This is a genomic window from Ramlibacter sp. (assembly GCF_050250995.1).
Lineage (GTDB): Bacteria > Pseudomonadota > Gammaproteobacteria > Burkholderiales > Burkholderiaceae_C > Ramlibacter.
Map to the genome: position 1 here is coordinate 1 of NZ_JBFWNP010000068.1, position 23,662 is coordinate 23,662.

Genomic DNA, 23,662 nt, shown 5'->3' on the forward strand with positions numbered 1-23,662 from the left:
CTCGAGTTGTACGTGTAGTCCAGTCGCGTCTGCGAGCCGGTGTAGACGTAGTAGTCCGTCTGCGTCACCCAGCCGTAGCCGACGATGGGCGTGCCCATCGTGCCGCTGCCGACGACCGCGCCGCCGGACAGGCTGATCGTGAGGTTTCCGGTGCTGCGGGACCAGTCCGTGACCTTGCCGGAAATCCACCGGTTGGGGTCGCCGCTCTGATAGATCGTGACCTTGGTGTCGTCCTTGTACCAGCTGGATTTCGCGTTGTTGAGCGGGTTGATCCGGACCGTGATCGATCCCGATGCCGAGGCGGGCATCGTGATGGCGTTGATGGTGCGCTTGGTCGCCTGCGTCTGCGTGATCGGGTCGGCGATGAGGGCCGTCGTGCTCGCGTTGCCCAGGGAGACCCCGCTCGAATTGACCGGGGGCGTGTAGACGACGTTCGGGTTGAAGGCCAGGCCATTGCATTGCGCCGCCCGGGATCCGTATTTCGAGTCGTCGAAATTGGCGACGTCGGGCATGTAGTCGCGCGCCATCGACCCCGAGTCGTCGAGGATGAACATGATGTTCGGCTTGATGCTGCTCGCCGACGACGTGAAGAGCGGGGCGTTGGCGAGATCCGTCGCAGCCGCGAGGACCGAGCCGATGGGCAGCGCCGCGAGGAGCATCGTGCAGGCGACGCCGGCCCAGGTGCGGCGTGTGGAGGATATGGCGCTGGTCATGGGAGGCCTCGGGTCAATCGGTTCAGTAGTGAATGAGCGTCTCGGTGTAGGCAACGGTGTTGCGAGGACCGTCGACGCGCACGATGATTCGGTAGTAGGGGCTCGCGAGGTTGCCGCGGATCCGGGCCCCGCCGCCTCGGGGTCCGCGCCGGTCGGCAGGCTCGTTGGCGCCCGATGAAACGGCCGGCCGCAGGCAGTTGTTGCTGCCGGTCGGGACGCCCACGGTGTCGCACAGTCTTGTGATCACCCAGCGCACCTGGTTGCCGTTGACGTTCGTGCCCGTGCGCGGCGTCACTTCGCAGAGGTCGTAGACGGAGGCGCTCAGGCCCTGGCAGTTGCCGGTCCAGTTGATGACGGGGCGCTTGTCGTTGGCGCTGGTCTTGTTGCCGCTCACGTCGAGCCGGTCGCGCGCCGATGCGTAGTATCCGTTGGCCGGGTCGTCCGCGTTGAGCGTCCCGCCGCCGAGATTGTTCGTGAGCCAGTTGATCGCCTGCTCGGCGCCGGAGGAACTCGCGCTCACCGCGTCCTGCTTGAAGGCGAGGTTGCCGACGATCATGGTGCCGGTGTCGACCGAGCGCATCAGCGCCACCGCGCCGAAGGCGAGGATCACGAGCGCGAGCAGCGAGAAAATCAGGGAGACGCCGCGCTGAGACGCGCGCCGGGGGACGCAGGGGGTGGCGTTCGTCATCAGTTGTTCCACAGCATGTTGCGCAGCGGCACGGTGGTCTCGAAGATCTGGTAGCGATAGCGCCGCCAGTCGCTCAGGTGGCTGACCTTGAACTCCAGGCATTGGCTCCCGCTGCAGGCGGCCGAGCCGGTGACCGTCACCGACGAGCCGACGTCCCACTGGGGGTGGGCGGTCGTGATGTTCTCGCGCTCCAGCTGCGAGCTCCGCGCGAGCACGGCCAGGCGCACGGCCACCAGTGTCTGCCAGCCTGCGGGCGTGGTCGGCGTGGTGTTGTCCCAGAGGTCGACCGCGCCGTCGGCATTCGTGTCCTTGCCGTACAGCGCCTGGATGCTCACGACGTTGGGGAACAGCTCGACCGGGCCGTCGTAGGTCGGCGTGGAGTCCGCCGCGAGCCGCAGCGTTCGGACCGCCAGCGCGGGATTGGTCACCTGGTTCACGATGCTGAAGGTCATGTCGACGGGTTGACCCATGTTCACGAGCAGGGCATCCGCGGGATAGGTGCCGGAGGGCCGGTTGACCGCGTTCCACTTGGTGGCGTCGTTGGCGCGATTGACCGTCACGGTGGTGGTCGGGTCGGAGGTGACCTGGAACACCTCGCACGCGGTGCCGGTGGGGGTGGGCGTCGGCGTCAGCGTGTATGTGCCGGCGATCATCAGGTCGCCCGGCGAAACCGGGGTGCCCGTGGCGTCGACGCGGGGGCCTTCGACGCTGCGCACGCTCGCCACCGGGAAGGCGGTGTTGCCCGGAACGTAGCCCGGAGCCAGGACGCGCAGCGGCACCGAGAAGGAGGTCTTCCCGCTGCTGAAGATCCGGATGGTGTCGGGCATGGCGTCCGCCCCGTTGGTGATGCGGATGGGCTCGAGAAAGGGCGGCAGCGAGGTGTAGTTGATGCCGTTGAAGACCGCCGACACCGTGCAGCCCAGCAGCGCGGGGGCGGCGGCGAACCCGTAGCCGGCCTGCGCGATGACGCGCTGCAGGTGATTGAGGGCGAGCGCGCCATTGACCTGCGCATCGGCGCCGGTGGCGGTCGCGCGCTTCTGGCCCTCGGACATCACGAGGATCTGCGTGACGGCGAGCGTGGCGAACAGGCCGATCGCGAGGCCGACCATCAGCTCGATCAGGCTGAAGCCGCGTTCGGCGCGGGCTTCAGCGAATCGTGGTGAGCGTTGCATAGGTGTGCGTCCCTTCGGCGCTGGTGACCCAGCTGACGGATACGGTGACCGTGCCGTCGGCCGTGGTGGTGATCGTGCCGACGCCGCCCGGCAGCCGGGCCGCGACCTTTTTCACCCACTCGTCGCAGCGCGGCGTGCTGGCGCAGGTGGAGGAGCCGCCTGTGTTGGTGTACAGGGCCATGTTCGCGCGGTCCGCCCAGAGTGCGCCCACGATCTCGTTGGCCGCGAGCGCCGCTTCCGAGCGCATCTTCGAAGTGCCCTGCGCGCGGGTCATCGCGGTCTGCAGGCCGATCAGTCCGAGGATGCCGATGCTGAAGATGAGGATGCCCACCAGCACTTCGATGAGCGCGATGCCGCGCGCGGCGCGTTTCGGGGGGGGCGGTCTGCGCTTCATGAAATACCCTTCAGATGCACGCCCGCGGGTCGCCGCTGGCCACGTCCCGGTCGCACAGGCGGATCGCGCCGCTGGTGCTGACCTGGATGCGCAGGCGGCGCGCGGTGGCGTCGGTATGCTGGATGTCGATGCGGACGATCTGCGAGCCGGTGTTGACGGTCTGTCCGAAGCCGTTGAAGCTCACCGAGGTCGCTGCATTGCCCGCGGCATTGGCCGCCTCGACGGTGAGACTCCCCGCCGTGGAGCCGGCGCCGAGCCGGTCGACGATGCGCGGGTCCGTCGTGGCGGAAGGGTCGACGCCGCACTTGCCGGCGGGGTTGTCCTGGCTCACGACCCAGGACGCGGAATTCGATGCCAGCGCGCAGGAGGCGTCGAGCGCGGTGGCGTCGGCGGGAGAGACGAGCCAGAACGTGACGACCTGGTTGCGCTTCAGCGCCTCGGCGCGCGCCTTGTGCAGGCCGGTCTGCACGCCCTCGGACACTGCGCGGACCGTCGCGCCCCGGATCATGTCCGCCATGTTCGGGGCCGCGACGGCCAGGACCATGCCGAGGACGGCAACCACGACCATCACCTCGACGAGGTTGAAGCCGCGCTGGCCCCGGCGAAGGCGAATCAGCACTCGGTGCCCCGGACGAGCCAGCAGTTCTTGGACACGCTCGCGCCCTTGAACGTCGTGGTGCGCTGCACGTTGGCTTCGTTGATGGTGTACACGTGGCCCACCGCCTGGCCACCGCTTCCCGTGGCCGTGAGCGTGTAGCCGGTGGCCGTGCTCGTGCAGGCGTAGGTGAACTTCGGCGTGCCGCTGGGCACGAAGGTGTTCCAGCTCGGCGCATTCGCCCCGTTGGCGCACAGCCCGCCCGTGCCGTAGTTGCGGTAGTCCTGGAAGTACTGCTCCATCTTGAGCCGGTAGTCCCCCATGGCGCCGAACGCCTCGGGCAACTGGCCGCGGCGAATGTAGTCCCGGTAGCTCGGCAAGGCGATGGATGCGAGGATGCCCAGGATCGCCACCGTGATCATGATCTCGATCAGGGTGAAGCCGGCCGCACCGTTCGGTCGGCGGGGGCGGCGGCGATGGCGATGGCGGTCGTGCGGCTTCAAGATGGGATCCCTCCGGTTGTTGGTGCCGAGGATCGTAGGGCCGGCGCTGCCTGGCGCGGCACCAGCCCCGCCGGCCGGAGCGGTGCCCGCGACGGGCGGCGAAACGGTCCGGGGCCGTGGCATGATCGCGGCCCATGAATGAAAACGAATGCACTCGTGGTGCGGCCCAACTTCTTCATTTCTTGCAAAGCGGCCTCACCCTCGTGGAAATGCTGGTCGCGCTCGCGGTGCTGGGCGGCGTGCTGGCAATCGGCGGTTCGGCGCTGGGCGAGGTCATCGCTTCCGTACGGCTCTCGGCCGCGACGGACTCCGTCGTTGCGAACCTGAACCGTGCCCGCGGCGAAGCCGTTGCCCGCAACATGCGGGTCGTCTACTGCAAATCGGCGGACGGTGCGACCTGCGCGGTCGCGGGCGGCTGGGAGCAGGGGGGCATCGTCTTCCAGGACGCGAACGACAACAGCCGGCGGGACCCGGACGAACCGGCCCTGTCGCTGCAGCAGCCGTTCGCAACCGGCACGCGGATTCGCGGCAACGGCACGGTGGAGGATTACGTCTCCTTTGCGCCGGACGGGCGGAGCCGGCATTCGGGCTCCGGTGCGTTTCAGGCCGGAACCATCACGGTGTGCCACGCATCCGCCGGACGCTCCGAGGCGCGCCAGGTTGTCGTGAACTCGGGAGGGCGGCCACGGGTGCAGAAGGCCGTGCTGCCGGCCTGCCCGTGAGGTTCGGCGCCGTCGGTGGCGGCCTCAGCGCCGGATCTCGTCCACCACCGTCTTGAATTCGTCGACGTCCTCGAAGCTGCGGTACACGCTCGCGAAGCGAACGTAGGCGACCTTGTCGAGCTTCTTCAGCTCGCGCATCACGAGCTCGCCGATGCGCGAGCTGGGCAGCTCGCGCACGCCGAGGTTGAGCAGCTTTTCCTCCATGCGCTCGACGGCGGCGTCGATCTGCTCGGTGGAGACGGGCCGCTTGCGCAGCGCGAGGCTCATCGAAGCGAGCAGCTTGGCGCGGTCGTATTCGATGCGCCGGCCGTCCTTCTTGACAACGTTCGGGAACGTGACGTCCGGCCGCTCGTAGGTCGTGAAGCGCTTCTCGCACGCGCCGCACTGGCGGCGGCGGCGGATGAAGTCCCCGTCCTCGGCCATGCGCGTCTCCACCACCTGGGTGTCGGCATTGCCGCAGAAGGGGCACTTCATCGTCGGATCACTTGTAGACGGGGAAGCGGCGGGTGAGCGCGTTGACCTTTTCGCGGACGGCGGCGATGTTGGCCGCATCGCGCGGCTTGTCCAGCACGTCCGCCACGAGGTTCGCCGTCATCCGCGCTTCCTCTTCCTTGAACCCGCGCGTGGTGAGCGCGGGCGTGCCGATGCGCACGCCGCTCGTCACCATCGGCTTCTCGGGGTCGTTGGGAATGGCGTTCTTGTTGATCGTCATGTGCGCATCGCCCAGCACCGCCTCGGCCTCCTTGCCGGTGATGCCCTTGGCGCGCAGGTCGACGAGCATCACGTGGCTCTCGGTGCGGCCGCTCACGATGCGCAGGCCCCGCTCGACCAGCGTCTCGGCCACCACCTGGGCATTCTTCACGACCTGCTGCTGGTAGGTCTTGAACTCGGGCTGCAGCGCTTCCTTGAAGGCGACGGCCTTCGCGGCGATCACGTGCATGAGCGGGCCGCCCTGCAGGCCGGGGAAGACCGCGCTGTTGATCGCCTTCTCGTGCTCCGGCTTCATGAGGATGAAGCCGCCGCGCGGGCCGCGCAGGCTCTTGTGCGTGGTGGACGTCACGACGTCGGCATGCGGCACCGGGTTGGGGTAGACGCCCGCCGCGATGAGGCCGGCGTAGTGCGCCATGTCGACCATGAAGATCGCGCCGACGTCCTTCGCCACCTTCGCGAAGCGCTCGAAGTCGATGCGCAGCGCATAGGCGGACGCGCCCGCGATGATCATCTTCGGCTTCTGCTCGTGCGCCTTGCGCTCCATCGCGTCGTAGTCGATGGCTTCCTGCGCATCGAGGCCGTAGCTCACGACGTTGAACCACTTGCCGCTCATGTTGAGCGGCATGCCGTGCGTGAGGTGGCCGCCTTCGGCCAGGCTCATGCCCATGATCGTGTCGCCGGGCTTGAGGAAGGCCAGGAACACGGCTTCGTTGGCCTGCGCGCCGGAGTGCGGCTGCACGTTGGCGGCCTGCGCGCCGAAGAGCTGCTTGATGCGGTCCAGTGCCAGCGTCTCGGCCACGTCGACGTGTTCGCAGCCGCCGTAGTAGCGCTTGCCGGGGTAGCCCTCGGCGTACTTGTTGGTGAGCTGGGTGCCCTGGGCGGCCATCACGGCCGGCGAGGCGTAGTTCTCGCTCGCGATGAGCTCGATGTGCTCTTCCTGGCGGCGGTTCTCGGCCTGGATGGCGGCGAAGAGTTCGGGGTCGGTTTGTTCGACGAGGATGTTGCGTTGGTACATGGCGGCGGCAGTCCCATTCAGACGTGGACCTTGTGCGCGAGCGAACAAGGGCTGCCCAGGCGAACGGCGGAAACACCGGCGCGCGTGGCCGGCGGTACGCTCCCAAGTGGTGGCCCACGTCAGCGCGTGCCCGCGGGCCGCGCCTATCGCCAGTTGCGTACCTCGCCAGTCTAACCGACCGCCGCACGGCGGCGCCCGGCCTCAGCTCACGACCGCGGAGGCGATCTTCTCTTCGTCGAGCTTGATGGTCGGCGGCTCGATCGGCTGGGCGGGGGCAAGGGTCCGCAGGGGCTGCGCGGGCGCGGGCACGAAGAGCGGCACGGCGCGGCCGCTGGCGACCTGCTGCAGGCGGCCGTGCTCGGCCAGCACCTTGTCGGCATAGCCGCCATCGTCGCCGATGTTCGCGGCGCCCACGTAGAACTTCAGGCCGGCCTGCACGGAGCCGGCGCGCTGGATGCATTCCTGCAGCACCTTCACGCCGACGCGCAGGTTGCTCACCGGGTCGAAGGCGGCGAGCTTGCCGCCGAAGCTCTCGTACTTGTCGCTGTGGATGCCGGTCATGACCTGCATCAGGCCCTGGGCGCCGACGGGACTCTGGGCGAAGGGGTTGAAGCCCGATTCGACGGCCATGATCGCGAGGATCAGCGTGGGATCGAGCTTGGTGCGCGCGCCGATTTCATAGGCCTCGGCCACCAGGGCGGACAAGGGTTCGGGCGCGACGCGGTACTTCTTGCTGAGCCAGAACGCCACGGCGGCCTGTTGCTTGGGCAGGTCCTTGGGATTCAGCGCCGTCGCGCGGTCGCTGGCGTCGAGCTCCGGCACGAGGCCGAGCGCGGCGGTCTGGCGGGCCTGCAGCCAGCCGACGAGACGCGCCTCGCTCGCCTGGCGCAGGTCGGGCCGGGCGGTGAGGGTGAAGGCCGCGAACGCGACGCCGAGGCCCACGAACGCGAAACCGTTGTGCGTGATCTCGAAAAAGCCCTGGGCGACATCGGCGGCGAAGACGCGCATCGCTCGGACCATGCTTGCCAACACTGTCATGGCACTTCCTTTCAACGCGCGGCGCCGTACATGTCATGCCGTGAGGCACTGGGCGGGCGGCACCGCATCGGGATTGGGGAACGGCGTCTGCCTGGCGTGATCGCCGGCATCGGCAGCGGTATTGGAAGAGGGTCCCGGCCATCGATGTCCGGGACGGCGGATTCTAGGAGTCGTCCAAATACGAGGTCAAGAATAAGAAGCTGACTCAAATGGATGAGTTCGGCATATGGAAGAGTTTATTGGGCCGGAGGCTCAGCCGCGACGCGGTCGGCGAAAGTCCCGCCCGGATGTCGGACGCGCCTGACAGGGTGACGAGCGGCGACGGGGTGCTAGCCAAATCGTAGCGGCCGCGGCCATTGAAAAAGCGGATTGGAAAACTTCGGGAAGCTCACCTAATTTGGAGAGGTCCGAGCGATCGGGCATCAGCCGGTAGGGCCATTTCGGTGGCAGCCCCGGCCCAGACTGGAAGCAATCTTTGCTTCCGCGCGGCCAAGGACGAACGTTCTCCTTGCCGCGAACCCAGACGGCGTGGCACCCTGCCAGCCGTCCAGCCCGGCGGGTGGCGAGAGAGGCCCGGCCGGGCTTTCTCTTTCGCGAATTTCGCACGATCCCCGTTCACGGCGAGAATAGCGGCCTTGCCTCCGCCCGCGCGGGGGCTTGTTTTCGAATCAAACGTTGCAGCCAGAGCCTTGAGCACCCAAAAAACCCACGACACCCAGGCGCTGGACGCGCTGACCGGCGGCGCCTTCACGGCGCCCACTTCCGGCGAGCGCGCCGCGCGCGTGCGCGACTGGCTCGCCACGAATCCGAGCCACGAGCAGATGCAGGAGGTGTTCCGCGAATTGAGCGGACGCGACAAGGGCGCGGCCCGCCCGCTGCGTGAGAAGCTCGACGAACTCAAGCGCGCGCGCGGCCAGGAGGCCATCGCCGCCGAATGGGCCGAGAAGGCGCAGGGCCTGCTGGGGCAGCCGCGCCTCAACATGGCCGATGCCCTGGGCTGGCAGCGCGATGCCGCGAAGGCCGGGGCGCCGCTCAGCCGCGAGCCGCTCGCCGGCCTCAAGGCACAGCTCGTCGAGCGCGTGAAGGGCATCGAGGACCTGCAGCATCGCGTGCAGGTGCAGCGCGAGGCGGCGGTGCTGCTCGCGCAGCGCATCGAAGTGCTGTCCACCAAGTCGTGGCGCGACGCGCAGGCCGCGGCCGAGTCCCTGCTGGCCGACGTGCCCGAGTGGCAGACGCAGGCGCGCTCGCTCGAGGGCGATCCGAACTGGGCCAGCGTCGACAACCGCTTTCCGCCGCTGCTCGATGCCTCGCGCGGGCAGCTGCAGGTGGTGTGGGATGCGTTCCAGAACGCGCTCGCGCAGGCGATCGCTGCCGCGGACGATGCGACCGCGCCGCTGCCGCCCGTGCCCGTCTGGGCGGACGAATTGCGGGTCGCCCGCGGTATCCCGGTGGAGCCCGTGCCGGCCGCGAAGCCGGCGAAGCCGCGCATCGACCCGGAAGTTCGCGCGAAGGCCAACGAGACCGTGGCCGCCGTGCTCGCGAAGCTCGAGCAGGAAATCGGCGAAGGGCACGGCAAGGCGAGCGCCGGCGCCGCGGCTGCCTTGCGCAACGCCCTGAAGGAGCATGGCCGCCACCTCGACGACAAGCTCGAGCAGCAGGCGCATGCGGCCATCGCGGCGGCGGGCGAGCTCGAAGGCTGGCAGCGCTGGCGGGCGGACCAGCTGCGCCAGGAACTCGTGGCGAAGGCGGAGGCGCTGTTCGAGCGCGCGACGCCGCAGACGCCCGAGCCGGTGGCCGAGGGCGAAGTCGTTGCATCGACAAAGACGGCGGAGACGACCGAGACAGCAGAGACGGCAGAGACTGTCGAACCCGCTGCCACGCCAGAAACAGCGGTGACGGCAGAGACTGTCGAACCTGCCGTGACAGCCGTGACAGCCGTGACAGCCGAGACGGCCGAGACGGTCCCATCGGCCCAGACGGCCGAAGCGCCGACCGCCGTGGAAGGCGATTCCGCGACACCCGCTGCCGGCGAGCATCCGCCGATGAAACGTCCCCGTCCGCCGCGCACGGTCAAGCTGCCCAAGGCGGCCCCGGCGCTCAAGCCTCGCTACGGCGGCCGCAAGATGCAGGAAATGCTGCGCCAGCTGCGCGAGCAGTGGAAGCAGATCGACCAGGGCGGCCCGCCCAACCACGCGCTGTGGAAACGCTTCGACGAAGCCTGCAACGAGGCCTACAAGGTCGTGCAGGAGTGGCTCGACAAGATCAAGTCCGAAGCGGCGGAGCACCGGGCGAAACGCCTGGCGCTGCTCGAGGAGGTCAAGGCGTGGGCCGTGGAGAATCCGCAGGCGAAGGACGGCGACTGGAAGGGGTTCAATCGAATCATCCATCAGTTCTCGGACCGGTGGCGCGACGCGGGGCACCTGAGCGAAAAGGCATTTGCCGAGCTGCAGCCGCAGTGGAAGGCCGCCATCGGCGCCGCCGCCGCGCCGCTCGAAGCCGCGCAGAAGCAGAGTATCGAACGCCGCAACGCGATGATCGACGAGGCGAAGGCGCTCGGCGAGGCGCCGCAGCTGCGCATCGACGCCGTGCGCTCGCTGCAGCAGCGCTGGCAGGCCGAAGCGCAGACGGTGCCGATCGACCGCAAGCAGGAGCAGAAGTTGTGGGATGCGTTCCGTCATCCCATCGACGAAGCCTTCAATCGCAAGACCGCCGAGCGCGACAAGGCCGCGTCGGCGATGGGTGAACACGATCGCGCGGTGCTGGAGGCGTCCAAGGCGCTCGACGCCGCGACGTCGAGCGGCGACGCGCAGAAGATTCGCGCGGCGATGACGGCGCTGGAGCAGGCGATCCGCGGTCAGACCGCGGCCGCGGCTGCGTCGGCCGCTGCGACCGGCAAGACGGCGGCTACGGCCGGTCCGGCGGCGGGTCCGGGCGCTGCCGATGCCGCAGCTTCCGCGGGCGCGGACGTCGATGCGGCGCAGGACGGCGCACCGTCGGGCGAGGTTGCGAGCGAAGCGGCGGGCGAGGGCGCTTCCGCCGGAAGCGAAGCCGCGGCCGAGCCGCCTGCGCCGACCCCGCCGCCCAAGGCGCCGCCCAAGCCGGTCGTGGCCGTGCGCGGCGACGACCGTCCGGGCATGAAGAAGGCCGAGCCCGCGCCGATGGGCCGCGGCGGCAAATTCGGCGACCGCAAGGGCCCGCCGGGACGCGGCGGCGACCGGGGTGGCGACCGCGGCGGCGACCGCGGCGGTTTCGGCCGAGATGGCGGCCGCGACTCGGGCCGCTTCGGCGGCGAGCGCGAAGAGCGCGGCCCGCGATTGGGCGACGCCGCGTTTCGCGCGCAACGCGACGCGCTGGACCATGCGCAGCAGGCCTTGCGCCGGCTCGCCGCGCAGGCGCACGGCGAGGCCGTGACGCAGCTGCTCGCGGCCTGGGAGAAGCGCTCGGCCGAACAGATGCCATCGCTGCAGGAAATCGGCAAGGCGATCACGCCCGCCGTTCGCGGCGCGTGGGTCCAGGCAGTGGGCGCGTTGGCTTCGGGCGACGCGGGCGAGGCGCTGCTGCGCCTGGAAATCGCCGCCGACGTGCCGACGCCGGCCGACCAGATTGGCGCGCGCCGCCAGTATCAGTTGCAGCTGCTCACCCGCCGCAACGAGCCGGGTCCGGCCCAGACGTGGGGGCAGGATGTGGCGAAGGTGCTCGCGAGCGCGCACGACGCGCAGCTCGCGCGGCGTCTGCAGAACGCGTTGAAGGTGCTGCTGCGCTGAAAGGAATCGGACGCCCCGGATCCCCGCCTGCGCGGGGATGACGAGCCGTGCGGTGAATACGCGCCGTCATTCCCGCGAAGGCGGGAATCCAGTGCTCCCGAATTCAATTCACGCCTGCGTCCCGAAGAAGCCGTCGAACAACTTCGCCAGCGCCGCGAACTCGCGCTCGAAACGCGGACGGTTCACGAAGTACGCCTCGCACGCCACCGCGAAGAACTCGTCGATCGCTTCGGCCCCATAGGCATCGAGCCACGGCGCCTCGCCTCCGAAGCGCTCGGCCACGATCACCTTCTCCCGAAACGCTTCGTACGCCGCCCGCATCACCGCGAGCCACGCCTCGCGCTCCGCGCGCGAGCGCATCGGCGGGCAGCCGTCGGGCGCGCCGTCGCGCATGTCGATCTTGTGGATGAATTCGTGGACGACGACGTTGTAGCCCTGCGCGGCGGATTCGCCCGCCTCGGCCACGTCCCGCCAGCTGAGCATCACCGGACCGTGGTCCATCGCCTCGCCGGCCAGCACCTCTTCGTAGTCGTGGACCACGCCGCTCTCGTCGGTGAAGCTGCGCCGCGCGACGACTTCATCCGCATGGACCACGATCCCGACGAAATCGTCGTACCAGCGCAGTCCCAGATTCATGACGGGCAGCACGGCCTGCGCGGCAATGGCCACGGCCACCGCGTCGTCGACGACGAAGCCGCCCGCGCCCTGGAATTCCTTTTGCGCAAGGAACTGCCCCGCGAGTTCGCGCAGTCGCGCGGCATCGCGGACGTTCGAGAGAAAGGGATAGGCGGCAAGCGTGCGATTCCACAGCGCATCGGGAATTTCGCGCGCGCTCGGACGTCGCCCCAGACGAAGCCAGCCGAACATCACTGCCAGCGCAGGCGCTGCGCCCCCGCGTTCGTCAGGCGAAGAATCTCCATGCGACCGCGAGCCGCGTCCCAGTCGCTCAGCACGATGCGACGCAAGCCGTCCTGCATGTCGTGGTCGGCCGGCCGGTGCGTGTGACCGTGGATCAGCGTGTCGGCCTGCGCGGCACTTAGCCACTGCATGGCCGTGGGCTCGTCGACGTCGGCATGATCCGTCGCCATGCGCGAGCGCGCCTCGCTGTGCTCGCGCATGCCGCGCGCGATCGTGCGCCGCTCCTCGAGCGCGCGGGCGAGGAAGCCGGCGCGCCATGCGGGGTCGCGCACCTGCGCACGAAACGCCTGGTAGTCGGTGTCGGCGATGCAGAGCGCGTCGCCGTGCGTGAGCAGCCAGCGCCGCGAACCGAAGGCAAGCACGGTGGGGTCGTGCAGCAGTCGTGCGCCGGTCCGCTGCATCAGGCCCTCGCCGACGAGGAAGTCGCGGTTGCCGTGCATCACGAAAACCGGAGCGCGGGCGGCGGCCGCCGCCAGCACCTCGGCGCATTCGGCCTCGAATCCGGGCGCCTCGGCGGCATCGTCGCCCACCCAGGCTTCGAACAGGTCGCCGAGGATGACGATCGCGTCGGCCGGCGACTGCGCCATGAAACGCCGCCACGCGGCGAAGGTGGCGGGCTCGCCGGGCTGGAGGTGCAGGTCGGAGATGAAATCGACGGCGCCCCAGCCGGGCGGAGCGTGCAGCTCCGCGAACGCCGGGGGCTGCACCGCCGTCAACCGACGACGACGGCCTTGCCGATCACCACGTCTTCGTTGGGCACGTCGTCGTGGAAGCCCTTGCGGCCGGTCTTCACGCCCTTGATCCTGTCGACGATGTCCTTGCCCTCGACGACCTTGCCGAACACCGCGTAGCCCCAGCCCTGCGCCGTGGGCGCGGTGTGGTTGAGGAACTCGTTGTTGGCGACGTTGATGAAGAACTGCGCGGTGGCCGAGTGGGGCGCCTGCGTGCGCGCCATGGCGACCGTGTAGTTGTCGTTCTTCAGGCCATTGTTGGCCTCGTTCTCGACGGCAGCATCGGTCGGCTTCTGCTTCATGCCGGGCTCCATGCCGCCGCCCTGGACCATGAAGCCGTTGATGACGCGGTGGAAGACGGTGTTGTCGTAGTGGCCCTTCTTCACGTAGGCAAGAAAGTTCGCCACGGACTTCGGCGCCTTCGCCTCGTCGAGCTCGAGCGTGATGACGCCGTAATCGTTGATGTGCAGTTCGACTCTGGGGTTCGCCATTGATGGGCTCCTGGTGGCGGTTATTTGACGAGCGTGGCCGAGGTGAGGAACACCGGCGTGCGCGGCACGTCGCCGTGCGCGCCCTTCTGCCCCGTGGGCACGCTCTTGATCTTGTTGACGACGTCCATCCCGCTCACGACCTTGCCGAAGACGGTGTAGCCGAAGAGCTGCGGCGCGCGCTCGAGCTGCGCGCGGGAGACGTTCTCGTAGGTGCGTCCGCCGTACTCGAACTTCGGCACGGGGTCGCCCGGGGGGATGGCGGTCGGGTCCAGGAACGCGTTGTCCTTGACGTTGATGAAGAACTGCGCGGTGGCCGACTGCGGGTCGTTGGTGCGCGCCATCGCGAGCGTGCCCACGGTGTTCTTCAGGCCCTTGGCGAGTGCCTCGCGGCCTTCGTGCTGCACCGGCGCGCGCGTCTTGCGCTCGACCATGTTCTCGTCCATGCCGCCGGTCTGGATCATGAAGTTGTCGATCACGCGGTGGAACACGGTGCCGTCGTAATGCTTGTCGCGCACGTACTGCAGGAAGTTGGCGACCGTCTTGGGCGCCTTGTCGGGATACACCTCCACCACGATGTCGCCCATCGTCGTGGCGAGCTTCACGCGGGGCGCGTCCTGCGCCTGCGCGGCGGTGGCGCCCAGTATCGCGGCGCACGAAGCGGCCAGCGCGAGGCGCCGCGTCAATCCAGTCATCAACCGATCACTCCTTCGAAGAATATCTTCCACTGCGTGCCCTGCCGCACCCAGTACTGTCGCTTCGTCGCGCCCGTGCGGGCGCCTTCGACGAGCTCGCCGAAGGTTACCACCATGGTGTCCGCGCTGTCGGTCCAGCGCAGGTAGGACAGGTCCTTCAGCTGGACGTTGCGCCCGCGTGCGCGATCGAGTTCGCCCTTGAGCACGGGCGTCCATTCGGCGAGCGTCTTGCCATTGCCGGAGAAGTCGGGCGTGTAGAAGCCGAGCACGCGACTCACGTCGCCCGTGCCCTTGGCGGCACGCCACGCCTGCAGCGTGTCCGCGAAGCGCTTGCCCTCGGGGTCGGCGTGGGTCTGCGCCACCCAGCGCAGGTTCTGGGCGATGACGACCGGCGTCGTTCGGACCTCGACGGTGCGGATGATGCGCAGCAGGTCCGGGTTGGCGAGGACGACGCAGCCGTCGGTGGCCTTCGGCGAGCGCGAGAACTGGTTGGGCGGCGTGCCGTGCAGCCAGATCCCGCTGCCCGTCTTGCCGCGCTTGGCGTCGTAGGGATTGGGATAGTTGATCGGCAACGCGCCGGCGCCGTAGAAGTCCTTCAGCGACTTCGGGTCGAGGTTGCTCGTCACGAAGTAGACACCCAGCGGCGTGCGCAGGTCGCCTTCGACCGACTTCTCGATGCCGAGCTTGCCCACCGAGATGTAGTAGTCGGCCAGCAGCTTCAGGCCCTGCGCGGTGTTCTCGAAGAGATAAAGCCGCGCCCGCGAGGCGTCGACCGCGATCGCATGCCGGTTGCGCGGCGACAGTTGCAGGAACTGCGCCGGGATCGCGCCGGCGGGCGGCCGTTCGCGCAGCGCCCGCATGCGAAGCTGCGACTCCTCGCGCAGTTCGGTGAGCATCTGCGCGCCCGTCTTCGCGACCGAATCGGGAACGTCGCCGAATGCGCGCACGGGCCGGGACTGTGCGTTGAGCAGGTCGCCGTACGCGAGCTGGGCGAGCTGGAAGTTCGGGTGGTCGCGCACCAGCTTCTCGGCCTTGGCGAGCGCCTGGCGGGACTGGGCTGCGCCGATGAGGCGGTAGATCTCGATCAGGCGCGCCTCGGCCTCGCCATCGCGCACGGGGGCGGGCTGATGCTGCGCCTGCGCGGCCGCCTTGCGCTGCTTCTTCTTGCCGTGCGAGGCCGCGAAGGCCGGCGCCGATGCAAGCGCCGCCAGGACGACCGACGTCACGAGGGCCAGGAGGGTCTTCTTCATCGCCGTTGCCAGGGTGCGGCGGCGCGAGTGGAGGGCCGTTGCACCATGGACGCTTTCCCCGCGTCCGTCAGCCGGTGCTTTCGCGCACGATCTGCCAGCGGCCGCCGGAGCGGACCATCTCGAGCGTCTTGCGGCTGGACACGTTGAGCGAGTCGGCGGAGTAGGCCTGCCTGAACTTCGCGACCGCCTTGTCGCCGTTCACGGAGACCTGCATGTCGGAGAGCTTCACCGAAATGCGCGATTTGCCGACGATGCGCGAGCGGCGCTCGTCTTCCCAGGCCTTGCGCGACATCTTGCCGGGCGGGTCGAACTCCTTGCCGTAGGCGGCGAGGTAGCCGTTCATGTCCTTCGCGGCCCAGGCGGCGGCCCAGGCGTTCACGGCGGACTCGACGTCCTTGCTCGCGCCGCCCGCCGCGCTCGCGGCGGCAGGTGCGGCGACCGGCGGCACGGGCGCGGGGGAAATGGCCCCCGGCGCGGGAACGGGTGCCGGCACGGCTGCGGGCGCGGCTGCCGCCACGGCGGGCGCCGGTGCGGCGGGCCGCGCGGCCGGTACGGGCGGCGGGACGGGCGCGGCGGCCACGGCGGGCCCCGTCGCGCGCACCGAGCCCTTAGGTCCCGGCGTGAAGAGGTCGCGAATCAGGGCGAGCTTGGGTTGCACGCCGCTGTTGGTCGAATCGAGCTGCAGCGCGCGGCTGTAGGCCTGGCTCGCGAGCTTGGCGTAGACGTCGCCCAGGTTCTCGTGCGCGGTGGCGTAGCTCGGGTTGGTTCGGATCGCCATCTCGAGCGCGGCGCGCGCCTTGTCGAACTGGCTCTGGCCCGCGTAGAGCACGGCCAGGTTGTTGTACGGCTCGGGGAGCTCGGGGAAGTCCTCGGTGAGCCGGGTGAACGTGGTGATCGCATCCGGCGCGCGGCCGGACTCGGACTGGATCACGCCCTTGAGGAAGCGCATCTGCGGATCCTTGGGCTTGCCCGCGAGGTACTGGTCGGCCTTGGTCAGCGCCTCGGCGTGGCGACCCGAACGCAGCAGTTGGTTCACGTCGCCGTATTCGTCGGCGTGCGCCGCGGCAGCGCCGAACATCGCGACCGCGAGCGCAAGCAGCCGCAGCGTCTTCGGCAGGGGGGAACGGGCGGTCGTCATACGGTGGCGGGCATCCTTGTGCATTGGCGTGGCGGCCCCCTGGCGGGGCTATATACTGCGCCGGATTGTAGCCGTGGGTCGCGCCAACGCATCCCGGCAAACTACCGAAAAGAGGGAATCCGCGGCGCGTGCCGTCCTTGCGCGACTACAGCGCCCCAGATCCGACATGACCCTGCGCATCTACAACACGCTCACGCGTGCCACGGAGGAGTTTTCGCCGCTCGAAGCCGGACACGTGCGCATGTACGTCTGCGGCATCACCGTGTACGACCACTGCCACATGGGCCATGCGCGTTCCAACATCGCGTTCGACGTGGTGCAGCGCTGGCTCAAGGCGAGCGGCTTCGCCGTCACCTTCGTGCGCAACATCACCGACATCGAGGACAAGATCATCCGCCGCGCGGTCGAGAACGGCGAGACCGTGCGCGCGCTCACCGACCGCATGATCGCCTCGATGTACGAGGACTTCGACGCGCTGGGCATCGAGCGTCCCACGCACGACCCGCGTGCCACCGACTACGTGCCGCAGATGCTCGACATCGTACGGAAGCTGCAAGACAAAGGTCTTGCCTACCAGTCCGACGACCGCGACGTGAATTTCGCGGTGCGCAAGTTCCCCGGCTACGGGAAGCTCTCCGGCAAATCCCTGGACGAGCTTCACATCAGCGAGCGCGTGGCGAACAAGTCGAGCGAGGACAAGCAGGACCCCCTCGACTTCGTGCTGTGGAAGTCGGCCAAGCCCGCCGAGCCGGCCGATGCGCAGTGGGACAGCCCGTACGGGCGAGGCCGTCCGGGCTGGCACATCGAATGTTCGGCGATGTCCTGCGCCCTGCTCGGCGAGACCTTCGACATCCACGGCGGCGGCGCCGACCTGCAGTTCCCGCACCACGAGAACGAGATCGCGCAGAGCGAAGGCGCCAATGGCGTGCCGCTCGCGAAGGTGTGGATGCACAACGGCTTCCTGAACATCGACAACGAGAAGATGTCGAAGTCGCTCGGCAACTTCTTCACCATCCGCGACGTGCTCGCGAAGTTCGACGCCGAGACGCTGCGCTTCTTCGTCCTGCGCGCGCACTACCGCAGCCCGCTCAACTACAGCGACGTTCACCTCGAAGACGCGCGCGGCGCCCTGAAGCGGCTGTACACGGCGCTCGATGCCGTGCCGCCGGCCGACGTGGCGCTCGATTGGAACGAGCCGCACGCGGCGCGTTTCAGGGGCGCGATGGACAACGACTTCGGCACGCCGGATGCGGTGGCGGTGCTGTTCGAACTCGCCGCGGAGGCGAACCGCACTCGCTCGCCGCAGGTCACGGGCCTCCTCAAGTCGCTCGCCGCGACGCTGGGCATCCTGCAGGGCGATCCGCGCGCGTTCCTGCGCGCCGGGGCGACGCTCGACGAAGCCACGATCCGCCAGCGCATCGACGAGCGCGCCGCCGCCAAGCAGGCCAAGAATTTCCCGGAGGCCGACCGCATCCGCAAGGAACTGCTCGACGCCGGCATCGTGTTGAAGGACAGTCCCGCGGGCACGACCTGGGAGGCGGCTTCGTGAGCGAAACGACGCTCGCGACGCCCGACTACTGGGCCGAAGCCTGCAAGCATCTCGCGCGGCGCGACCGCGTGATGAAGCGGCTCATTCCGCAGTTCGGCAATGCCTGCCTGCAGTCGCGCGGCGATGCGTTCACCACGCTCGCGCGCAGCATCGTCGGCCAGCAGATTTCGGTGAAGGCCGCGCAAAGCGTGTGGGACCGCTTCGCGAAACTGCCGCGCAAGATGACGCCGGCCAACGTGCTGAAGATCAAGGTCGACGACATGCGCGCGGCGGGGCTGTCCGCGCGCAAGATCGAATACCTGGTCGACCTCGCCCTGCACTTCGATTCCGGCGCGATCCACGCCGAGGCCTGGCGCGGCATGGGCGACGAGGAGATCATTGCCGAGCTCGTGGGCATCCGCGGCATCGGCCGGTGGACGGCGGAGATGTTCCTGATCTTTCACCTGATGCGGCCCAACGTCCTGCCCCTGGACGACGTCGGGCTCATCACCGGCATCAGCCGTAATTATTTTTCGGGCGATCCTGTCAGCCGAAGCGACGCCCGCGAAGTCGCCGCTGCCTGGAGCCCCTTTTGCAGCGTCGCCACTTGGTATATTTGGCGATCGCTCGACCCACTCCCCGTGGAGTACTAGATGCCCAAGAAGACCTTCCTCGATTTCGAGCAGCCCATCGCGGAGCTCGAGACCAAGATCGACGAGCTGCGCTACGTGCAGACCGAGTCGGCCGTCGACATCTCCGAGGAGATCGACCAGCTCAGCAAAAAGAGCCAGCAGCTCACCAAGGACATCTACGGCCAGCTCTCGCCGTGGCAGATCACCAAGATCGCGCGCCATCCCGAGCGGCCGTACACCATGGACTACATCAACGAATGCTTCACCGGCTTCGTCGAGCTCCATGGCGACCGGCACTTCGCCGACGACCAGTCCATCGTGGGCGGCCTCGCGCGTTTCAACGGTCATCCCTGCGTCGTGCTCGGCCACCAGAAGGGCCGCGACACCAAGGAGCGCGCGCTGCGCAACTTCGGCATGAGCCGGCCCGAGGGCTACCGCAAGGCGCTGCGGCTCATGAAGACGGCCGAGAAGTTCAAGCTGCCGGTCTTCACCTTCGTGGACACCCCTGGCGCGTACCCGGGCATCGACGCCGAGGAGCGCGGGCAGTCGGAAGCCATCGGCCGCAACATCTTCGAGATGGCGCAGCTCGAAGTGCCGATCATCACGACCGTCATCGGCGAGGGCGGCTCGGGCGGCGCGCTCGCGATCTCGGTGGCCGATCAGGTGCTGATGCTGCAGTACTCGATCTACTCCGTCATCAGCCCCGAAGGCTGCGCATCGATCTTGTGGAAGACGTCCGAGAAGGCGCAGGACGCCGCCGATGCGATGGGCATCACGGCGCATCGGCTCAAGGCGCTGGGCCTCATCGACAAGATCGTGAACGAGCCCGTGGGCGGCGCGCACCGCGACCACAAGCAGATGGCGGCGTTTCTCAAGCGCGCGCTCAACGACGCCTGGCGCCAGGTGTCGGACCTGAAGGTGCGCGAGCTGCTGGACCGCCGCTACGAGCGCTTGCAGAGCTACGGGCGGTTCTCCGATACCAAGGCCGACGCTCGCTGAGCCTCATCCCAGACCTCGGGATGGGTTCGACGCGCGGGGCTGGGATCTACGATCGCGCACTTCGGAATGGTCTGGGTGCGCTCGAATGAATCAACTTGAAGGGGCTGTCCGGTCGACCGCACTGGCCGGTCACTTGTCGGCCAATGACTCGCCAGCCTCCGTTCCCGCCGCCGTCGCGGCCTCCGGGCTCTCGCCGGGCGTGATGCAGGCCGCCTGGTTGCGGGCCGTGGACGCATCGTCCGCACGCGCAATCGGCGCCGGCGAGATCGGTCGGGCGGACGAACATGAATTCTCGGCACGCGCGCGCGGAGCGGCGGACCTTGTCCCCGGGTCCATTTTCGCGAGCGACGACGGCCGGTATCGGCTGGTGGTGGAGGAGGGCCCGCAGGGCAGCATCCAGGGGTGCCTTCAGCATCGAGGCGAGGAGCAACGCATTTGCGGCGTCGAGTTGCCGATGTTGCGCGCGCTTCTCTCCACCGGTCTGCATGCCGGCTGGACGAAGTTCGATTGCCTGAGCGACTTCCCGGGGCGCACCCCGACGTACACCGGTGCATTGCCCTCCGTGAACCGGCACCTCCGCAGGCTGGCGAGGCTCGGTGTCGACGTCATCCAATATGCGCCCCTGGGTTATTGCCTTGCGCCGTCGACGGACAGGCGGTTCGAGGCGTCGGCGACCCCTCCCATCCCCGCGCCGCAGCCCATCGACTACAGCACTTCCGACAGGCGCTTGCGCCTCCTTTTCGAGGCAGGGTCCGATGGCAGACTGTGGGTGACACGGTTCAGCCAGGGGCCGAGGCGCTCGATGGCTTGCGGCCCCTGGGCCCTGGTCGAACAGGCACTGCTGAGCCCGCCGGGATGCCCCCGGACCACGACGGAATTGCAAGCGCATCTGAATGCCCACCGTGCCTCGCGGATTGCGAACAGCGACTTGCAGCGCGCGATCAACGCGGCGCACGATGTCATCAGCGTCGGCGACGTGCATGTCATTCCCGACGGCCTCGACGATTTCGAGGGTGCGGCGTTGCGCGCGTTGGCCGTCGCGCGGGCGCCCAGAATCGCCCGCACCGGCGCGGGTCGTGGCGAGGCGGCACAGCCCATCGATCGGGCGCATCTCGCGCTCGCGCTTCCCGCGCCTCCCGTCCCCGGCAGCGAACGGGGAGTTCCGCCGGATCTGCGCGCGCGCATCGCCCGGCTGCGCGCGGGCGAGCTCATCGAGATCGGCGTCCATGGCCGGTTGTTCCCGGATCTCGCTTACGTGCGCGTGGCCTGGGAGATTCCGGGACGCAGTGTCACCCTGGAGGTGACGAGCCCGCGGCCCGATGCCATGCTCGAAGCGCTGACCGGCGAGTATCCGTTGGGCCGTAGCGGTGGCAACGGCGGCAACGGCGGCGGCGCGAACATCTACCATCTCACCTGTCCGCCGTGCGAAATCATCGTTCACGACAGCGGCGCCGGGCAGGTGGACGCTCAGCCGTGGGACCCGCTTCTCGATTAGTGCCCCTGACCGCCGCCATGAGCCCCGACCTTCGCACCGCGATGGAGCAAGCGGCGCCCCCGCTGCCTCTGGCCGTGGCCTTCAGCGGCGGCGCGGACTCGACCTGCCTGCTGCACGCGGCGGTGCGCTCATGGCCGGGACAGGTTCAGGCGCTCCATGTGCATCACGGCCTGCAGGCGGCGGCCGATGATTTCCTCGCGCACTGCAGGCGCGCCTGCGATCGGCTCGCGGTGCCGCTGCACGTCGCGCGCCTCGATGCATCGCACGCGCGCGGAGAAAGCCCCGAGGACGCGGCGCGGCAGGCGCGTTATCTCGCGCTCGCCGATCTCGCCATTCGACATGGCGTGCGCACGGTGCTCCTCGCGCAGCACGCCGACGATCAGGTCGAGACGATGCTGCTCGCCTTGAGCCGCGGCGCGGGACTGCCCGGACTGGCCGCGATGCCGGCGAGCTTCGAGCGCCACGGAATGCGCTTCGAAAGACCGTTGCTCGCGGTGCCCGCGCGCGCGATCCGCGAGTGGCTGGCGGTCGAGGGCATCGAGTTCGTCGACGATCCCACGAACGCCGATACGCGGTTCACGCGCAACCGCATTCGCCACGCGCTGATGCCTGCGCTCGAAGCGGCCTTCCCGTCGTTTCGCGATACCTTCGCGCGATCGGCGCGCCATGCCGCGCAGGCGCAACAGGTGCTGCGCAGCGTTGCCGAGGACGACCTGCGCGCCCTGGACGGCCGCATGAGCATCGACGGCCTGCAGCGCCTGCCGCGCGAACGGCAAGCCAACGTGCTGCGGCACTGGCTGCGTTCGGCGCATGCGGCGTCCCCGAGCGAAGCGCAGCTGGCCGAGCTGCTCGACCAGGTCGCCGCATGCGTCACGCGCGGACATTCCATCCGCATCGCGGTCGCCAGCGGCAGGGTCGAGCGAGAGGGCGCGGTCCTGCGATTCGTCGTTCCCGCGCCTTCGCGGGAATGACGCGAATCCCACGCCGCAGCGACGTTGCTGCGATGCAATAAAATACCGGGTTTTCCGCGCCGCGAGGCAATCCCGCCCCGGCGCTGCACGCATCCCTTCCATGGCACTGATCGTTCACAAATACGGCGGCACGTCGATGGGCTCCACCGAGCGCATCCGCAACGTCGCCAAGCGCGTCGCCAAGTGGGCACGGGCCGGCCACCAGATGGTGGTGGTGCCCAGCGCCATGAGCGGCGAAACCAACCGCCTCCTCGGCTTGGCGAAAGAGCTCTCGCCCGCGAAGACCGGCGCCGCCACGCAGCGCGAACTCGACATGCTCGCTTCCACCGGCGAGCAGGTCTCCGTCGGCCTGCTCGCCATCGCGCTGCAGGCCGAGGGCGTGGAGGCGGTGAGCTATGCCGGCTGGCAGGTGCCGGTGCGCACGAACTCGGCGTACACCAAGGCCCGCATCGAATCCATCGACGACAAGCGCGTCCGCGCCGACCTCGATGCCGGCAAGGTGGTCGTCATCACGGGCTTCCAGGGCGTGGACGAGGGCAACAACATCACCACGCTCGGCCGTGGCGGCAGCGACACCTCGGCGGTGGCCATCGCGGCCGCGCTGAAGGCGGCCGAGTGCCTGATCTATACCGACGTGGACGGCGTCTACACGACCGACCCGCGCGTCGTGCCCGAAGCGCGCCGCCTGCACACGGTGAGCTTCGAGGAAATGCTCGAGATGGCGTCGATGGGCTCCAAGGTGCTGCAGATCCGCTCGGTGGAGTTCGCGGGCAAGTACAAGGTGCCGCTGCGCGTGCTGTCGAGCTTCACGTCGTGGGACATTCCGATCGAGGAAGAGGCCGACTCCGGCACCCTGATCACTTTTGAGGAAGACGAGAAAATGGAACAAGCCGTCGTATCCGGCATCGCTTTCAACCGCGACGAGGCGAAGGTCTCCATCCTGGGCGTGCCCGACACCCCCGGCATCGCGTCGCAGATTCTCGGCGCGGTGGCCGACGCGAACATCGAGGTCGACGTCATCATCCAGAACGTGAGCCATGACGGACGCACCGACTTCAGCTTCACGGTCCACCGCAACGATTACGCGCGCGTGGTCGAGGTGCTCAAGACGCAGGTGTTGCCGAAGCTGGGCACGGACCGGCTGGAAGGCGACACGCGCATCTGCAAGGTGTCGATCGTCGGCATCGGCATGCGCAGCCATGTGGGCATCGCGAGCAAGATGTTCCGCGTGCTGGCCGACGAGGGCATCAACATCCAGATGATCTCCACCTCCGAGATCAAGACCTCGGTGGTGATCGACGAGAAGTACATGGAGCTGGCCGTGCGCGCGCTGCATCGCGCCTTCGACCTCGACCAGTCGGCGCAGGACGCGGCGAAGGGCCAGGTTCGGGCATAATTGCGCCCTACGGAGCGGTGACCGAGTGGCCGAAGGTGCTCCCCTGCTAAGGGAGTATGCGGGCAAAAACCTGCATCCAGGGTTCGAATCCCTGTCGCTCCGCCAA

General features: G+C 68.6%; 22 protein-coding genes, 1 tRNA gene, 1 pseudogene and 1 riboswitch. Of the genes and pseudogenes, 9 read left to right on the forward strand and 15 right to left on the reverse strand.

Translation table 11 applies throughout. The annotated features are described in order from the left end of the window. The 6 genes and pseudogenes from AB7E83_RS25805 to AB7E83_RS25830 form a co-directional block, all read right to left on the reverse strand. Positions 1-713, reverse strand: a pseudogene (locus tag AB7E83_RS25805) (hypothetical protein); the annotation flags it as partial. Positions 714-735: 22 nt separating this feature from the next. Then, the gene (locus AB7E83_RS25810) at positions 736-1,401 is read right to left on the reverse strand and encodes a pilus assembly PilX family protein (RefSeq protein WP_428573950.1); all 666 of its coding nucleotides are present in this window, start codon (positions 1,399-1,401) and stop codon (positions 736-738) included. After that, positions 1,401-2,573: a PilW family protein gene (locus tag AB7E83_RS25815; RefSeq protein WP_428573952.1), complete on the reverse strand. Its 1,173-nt coding sequence runs from the start codon at positions 2,571-2,573 to the stop codon at positions 1,401-1,403. The genes AB7E83_RS25810 and AB7E83_RS25815 overlap by 1 nt, the downstream gene beginning before the upstream one ends. Next, positions 2,548-2,967 carry a type IV pilus modification PilV family protein gene (locus AB7E83_RS25820; RefSeq protein ID WP_428573954.1) on the reverse strand — a complete coding sequence of 140 codons (420 nt, stop codon included), beginning with the start codon at positions 2,965-2,967 and terminating at the stop codon, positions 2,548-2,550. Before AB7E83_RS25820 ends, AB7E83_RS25815 begins: the two co-directional genes overlap by 26 nt. 10 nt (positions 2,968-2,977) lie before the next feature. Next, positions 2,978-3,586 (reverse strand): GspH/FimT family pseudopilin, encoded by a 609-nt coding sequence (locus AB7E83_RS25825; RefSeq protein WP_428573956.1) that lies wholly within the window; start codon positions 3,584-3,586, stop codon positions 2,978-2,980. After that, a complete protein-coding gene (locus tag AB7E83_RS25830; protein WP_428573957.1) occupies positions 3,580-4,065 on the reverse strand; it encodes a type IV pilin protein in 486 nt (161 codons plus the stop codon). Before AB7E83_RS25830 ends, AB7E83_RS25825 begins: the two co-directional genes overlap by 7 nt. A gap of 134 nt (positions 4,066-4,199) precedes the next feature. Between AB7E83_RS25830 and AB7E83_RS25835 the strand changes: the two genes are divergently transcribed. Then, positions 4,200-4,787 carry a GspH/FimT family pseudopilin gene (locus AB7E83_RS25835; RefSeq protein WP_428573958.1) on the forward strand — a complete coding sequence of 196 codons (588 nt, stop codon included), beginning with the start codon at positions 4,200-4,202 and terminating at the stop codon, positions 4,785-4,787. A 24-nt stretch (positions 4,788-4,811) separates the two neighbouring features. On the opposite strand, the gene nrdR is transcribed toward AB7E83_RS25835, so the two are convergent. From nrdR to AB7E83_RS25850, 3 genes are all read right to left on the reverse strand, one after another. Continuing rightward, on the reverse strand, positions 4,812-5,261 hold the full coding sequence (gene nrdR / locus AB7E83_RS25840) for a transcriptional regulator NrdR (RefSeq protein ID WP_428573959.1): 450 nt from the start codon (positions 5,259-5,261) through the stop codon (positions 4,812-4,814). Between the two features lie 7 nt (positions 5,262-5,268). Then, entirely contained in the window at positions 5,269-6,513 is a 1,245-nt protein-coding gene (glyA, locus tag AB7E83_RS25845; protein WP_428573961.1) for a serine hydroxymethyltransferase, read from the reverse strand. Positions 6,514-6,559: 46 nt separating this feature from the next. Then, positions 6,560-6,680: riboswitch (ZMP/ZTP riboswitch) on the reverse strand. 34 nt (positions 6,681-6,714) lie between these two features. After that, a complete protein-coding gene (locus AB7E83_RS25850; RefSeq protein ID WP_428573963.1) occupies positions 6,715-7,551 on the reverse strand; it encodes a lytic transglycosylase domain-containing protein in 837 nt (278 codons plus the stop codon). 689 nt (positions 7,552-8,240) lie between these two features. On the opposite strand from AB7E83_RS25850, the gene AB7E83_RS25855 reads away from it, so the two are divergent. Then, positions 8,241-11,315: a DUF349 domain-containing protein gene (locus tag AB7E83_RS25855; RefSeq protein WP_428573965.1), complete on the forward strand. Its 3,075-nt coding sequence runs from the start codon at positions 8,241-8,243 to the stop codon at positions 11,313-11,315. 108 nt (positions 11,316-11,423) lie between these two features. Here AB7E83_RS25855 and AB7E83_RS25860 read toward each other — a convergent pair whose 3' ends face one another. From AB7E83_RS25860 to AB7E83_RS25885, 6 genes are all read right to left on the reverse strand, one after another. Further along, positions 11,424-12,182, reverse strand: coding sequence for a zinc-dependent peptidase (locus tag AB7E83_RS25860; protein ID WP_428573967.1), 759 nt, complete (start codon positions 12,180-12,182; stop codon positions 11,424-11,426). Next, positions 12,182-12,949: a UDP-2,3-diacylglucosamine diphosphatase gene (locus AB7E83_RS25865; protein ID WP_428573969.1), complete on the reverse strand. Its 768-nt coding sequence runs from the start codon at positions 12,947-12,949 to the stop codon at positions 12,182-12,184. Before AB7E83_RS25865 ends, AB7E83_RS25860 begins: the two co-directional genes overlap by 1 nt. Continuing rightward, complete coding sequence (locus tag AB7E83_RS25870; RefSeq protein ID WP_428573971.1) at positions 12,946-13,455, reverse strand: peptidylprolyl isomerase; 510 nt, start codon at positions 13,453-13,455, stop codon at positions 12,946-12,948. Before AB7E83_RS25870 ends, AB7E83_RS25865 begins: the two co-directional genes overlap by 4 nt. Before the next feature lie 20 nt (positions 13,456-13,475). After that, on the reverse strand, positions 13,476-14,147 hold the full coding sequence (locus AB7E83_RS25875) for a peptidylprolyl isomerase (RefSeq protein WP_428573973.1): 672 nt from the start codon (positions 14,145-14,147) through the stop codon (positions 13,476-13,478). Then, complete coding sequence (locus AB7E83_RS25880) at positions 14,147-15,397, reverse strand: L,D-transpeptidase family protein (RefSeq protein WP_428573975.1); 1,251 nt, start codon at positions 15,395-15,397, stop codon at positions 14,147-14,149. The genes AB7E83_RS25875 and AB7E83_RS25880 overlap by 1 nt, the downstream gene beginning before the upstream one ends. A 67-nt stretch (positions 15,398-15,464) precedes the next feature. After that, positions 15,465-16,535 (reverse strand): L,D-transpeptidase Cds6 family protein, encoded by a 1,071-nt coding sequence (locus AB7E83_RS25885; RefSeq protein ID WP_428573977.1) that lies wholly within the window; start codon positions 16,533-16,535, stop codon positions 15,465-15,467. Between the two features lie 166 nt (positions 16,536-16,701). Between AB7E83_RS25885 and cysS the strand changes: the two genes are divergently transcribed. From cysS to AB7E83_RS25920, 7 genes are all read left to right on the forward strand, one after another. Beyond that, positions 16,702-18,084, forward strand: coding sequence for a cysteine--tRNA ligase (gene cysS / locus AB7E83_RS25890; protein WP_428573979.1), 1,383 nt, complete (start codon positions 16,702-16,704; stop codon positions 18,082-18,084). Further along, positions 18,081-18,716 carry a DNA-3-methyladenine glycosylase family protein gene (locus tag AB7E83_RS25895; RefSeq protein WP_428573981.1) on the forward strand — a complete coding sequence of 212 codons (636 nt, stop codon included), beginning with the start codon at positions 18,081-18,083 and terminating at the stop codon, positions 18,714-18,716. Before cysS ends, AB7E83_RS25895 begins: the two co-directional genes overlap by 4 nt. After that, positions 18,717-19,694 carry an acetyl-CoA carboxylase carboxyltransferase subunit alpha gene (locus tag AB7E83_RS25900; protein ID WP_428573983.1) on the forward strand — a complete coding sequence of 326 codons (978 nt, stop codon included), beginning with the start codon at positions 18,717-18,719 and terminating at the stop codon, positions 19,692-19,694. It begins immediately after the preceding gene. Between the two features lie 85 nt (positions 19,695-19,779). Continuing rightward, positions 19,780-21,189 carry a hypothetical protein gene (locus AB7E83_RS25905; RefSeq protein WP_428573986.1) on the forward strand — a complete coding sequence of 470 codons (1,410 nt, stop codon included), beginning with the start codon at positions 19,780-19,782 and terminating at the stop codon, positions 21,187-21,189. Between the two features lie 17 nt (positions 21,190-21,206). Next, positions 21,207-22,160: a tRNA lysidine(34) synthetase TilS gene (tilS, locus tag AB7E83_RS25910; protein WP_428573988.1), complete on the forward strand. Its 954-nt coding sequence runs from the start codon at positions 21,207-21,209 to the stop codon at positions 22,158-22,160. Positions 22,161-22,260: 100 nt separating this feature from the next. Beyond that, positions 22,261-23,556 carry an aspartate kinase gene (locus tag AB7E83_RS25915; protein WP_428573990.1) on the forward strand — a complete coding sequence of 432 codons (1,296 nt, stop codon included), beginning with the start codon at positions 22,261-22,263 and terminating at the stop codon, positions 23,554-23,556. Between the two features lie 11 nt (positions 23,557-23,567). Beyond that, a tRNA-Ser gene (locus AB7E83_RS25920) sits at positions 23,568-23,661 on the forward strand. Position 23,662 lies beyond the last annotated feature (1 nt).

Bases quoted from the DNA above. Each gene is read 5' to 3' on its own strand.
- AB7E83_RS25810 (WP_428573950.1), bottom strand. From the start codon at position 1,401: ATGACGAACGCCACCCCCTGCGTCCCCCGGCGCGCGTCTCAGCGCGGC.
- AB7E83_RS25815 (WP_428573952.1), bottom strand. From the start codon at position 2,573: ATGCAACGCTCACCACGATTCGCTGAAGCCCGCGCCGAACGCGGCTTC.
- AB7E83_RS25820 (WP_428573954.1), bottom strand. From the start codon at position 2,967: ATGAAGCGCAGACCGCCCCCCCCGAAACGCGCCGCGCGCGGCATCGCG.
- AB7E83_RS25835 (WP_428573958.1), top strand. From the start codon at position 4,200: ATGAATGAAAACGAATGCACTCGTGGTGCGGCCCAACTTCTTCATTTC.
- nrdR (WP_428573959.1), bottom strand. From the start codon at position 5,261: ATGAAGTGCCCCTTCTGCGGCAATGCCGACACCCAGGTGGTGGAGACG.
- glyA (WP_428573961.1), bottom strand. From the start codon at position 6,513: ATGTACCAACGCAACATCCTCGTCGAACAAACCGACCCCGAACTCTTC.
- AB7E83_RS25850 (WP_428573963.1), bottom strand. From the start codon at position 7,551: ATGACAGTGTTGGCAAGCATGGTCCGAGCGATGCGCGTCTTCGCCGCC.
- AB7E83_RS25860 (WP_428573967.1), bottom strand. From the start codon at position 12,182: ATGTTCGGCTGGCTTCGTCTGGGGCGACGTCCGAGCGCGCGCGAAATT.
- AB7E83_RS25870 (WP_428573971.1), bottom strand. From the start codon at position 13,455: ATGGCGAACCCCAGAGTCGAACTGCACATCAACGATTACGGCGTCATC.
- AB7E83_RS25875 (WP_428573973.1), bottom strand. From the start codon at position 14,147: ATGACTGGATTGACGCGGCGCCTCGCGCTGGCCGCTTCGTGCGCCGCG.
- AB7E83_RS25880 (WP_428573975.1), bottom strand. From the start codon at position 15,397: ATGAAGAAGACCCTCCTGGCCCTCGTGACGTCGGTCGTCCTGGCGGCG.
- AB7E83_RS25885 (WP_428573977.1), bottom strand. From the start codon at position 16,535: ATGACGACCGCCCGTTCCCCCCTGCCGAAGACGCTGCGGCTGCTTGCG.
- cysS (WP_428573979.1), top strand. From the start codon at position 16,702: ATGACCCTGCGCATCTACAACACGCTCACGCGTGCCACGGAGGAGTTT.
- AB7E83_RS25900 (WP_428573983.1), top strand. From the start codon at position 18,717: ATGCCCAAGAAGACCTTCCTCGATTTCGAGCAGCCCATCGCGGAGCTC.
- AB7E83_RS25905 (WP_428573986.1), top strand. From the start codon at position 19,780: ATGAATCAACTTGAAGGGGCTGTCCGGTCGACCGCACTGGCCGGTCAC.
- tilS (WP_428573988.1), top strand. From the start codon at position 21,207: ATGAGCCCCGACCTTCGCACCGCGATGGAGCAAGCGGCGCCCCCGCTG.
- AB7E83_RS25915 (WP_428573990.1), top strand. From the start codon at position 22,261: ATGGCACTGATCGTTCACAAATACGGCGGCACGTCGATGGGCTCCACC.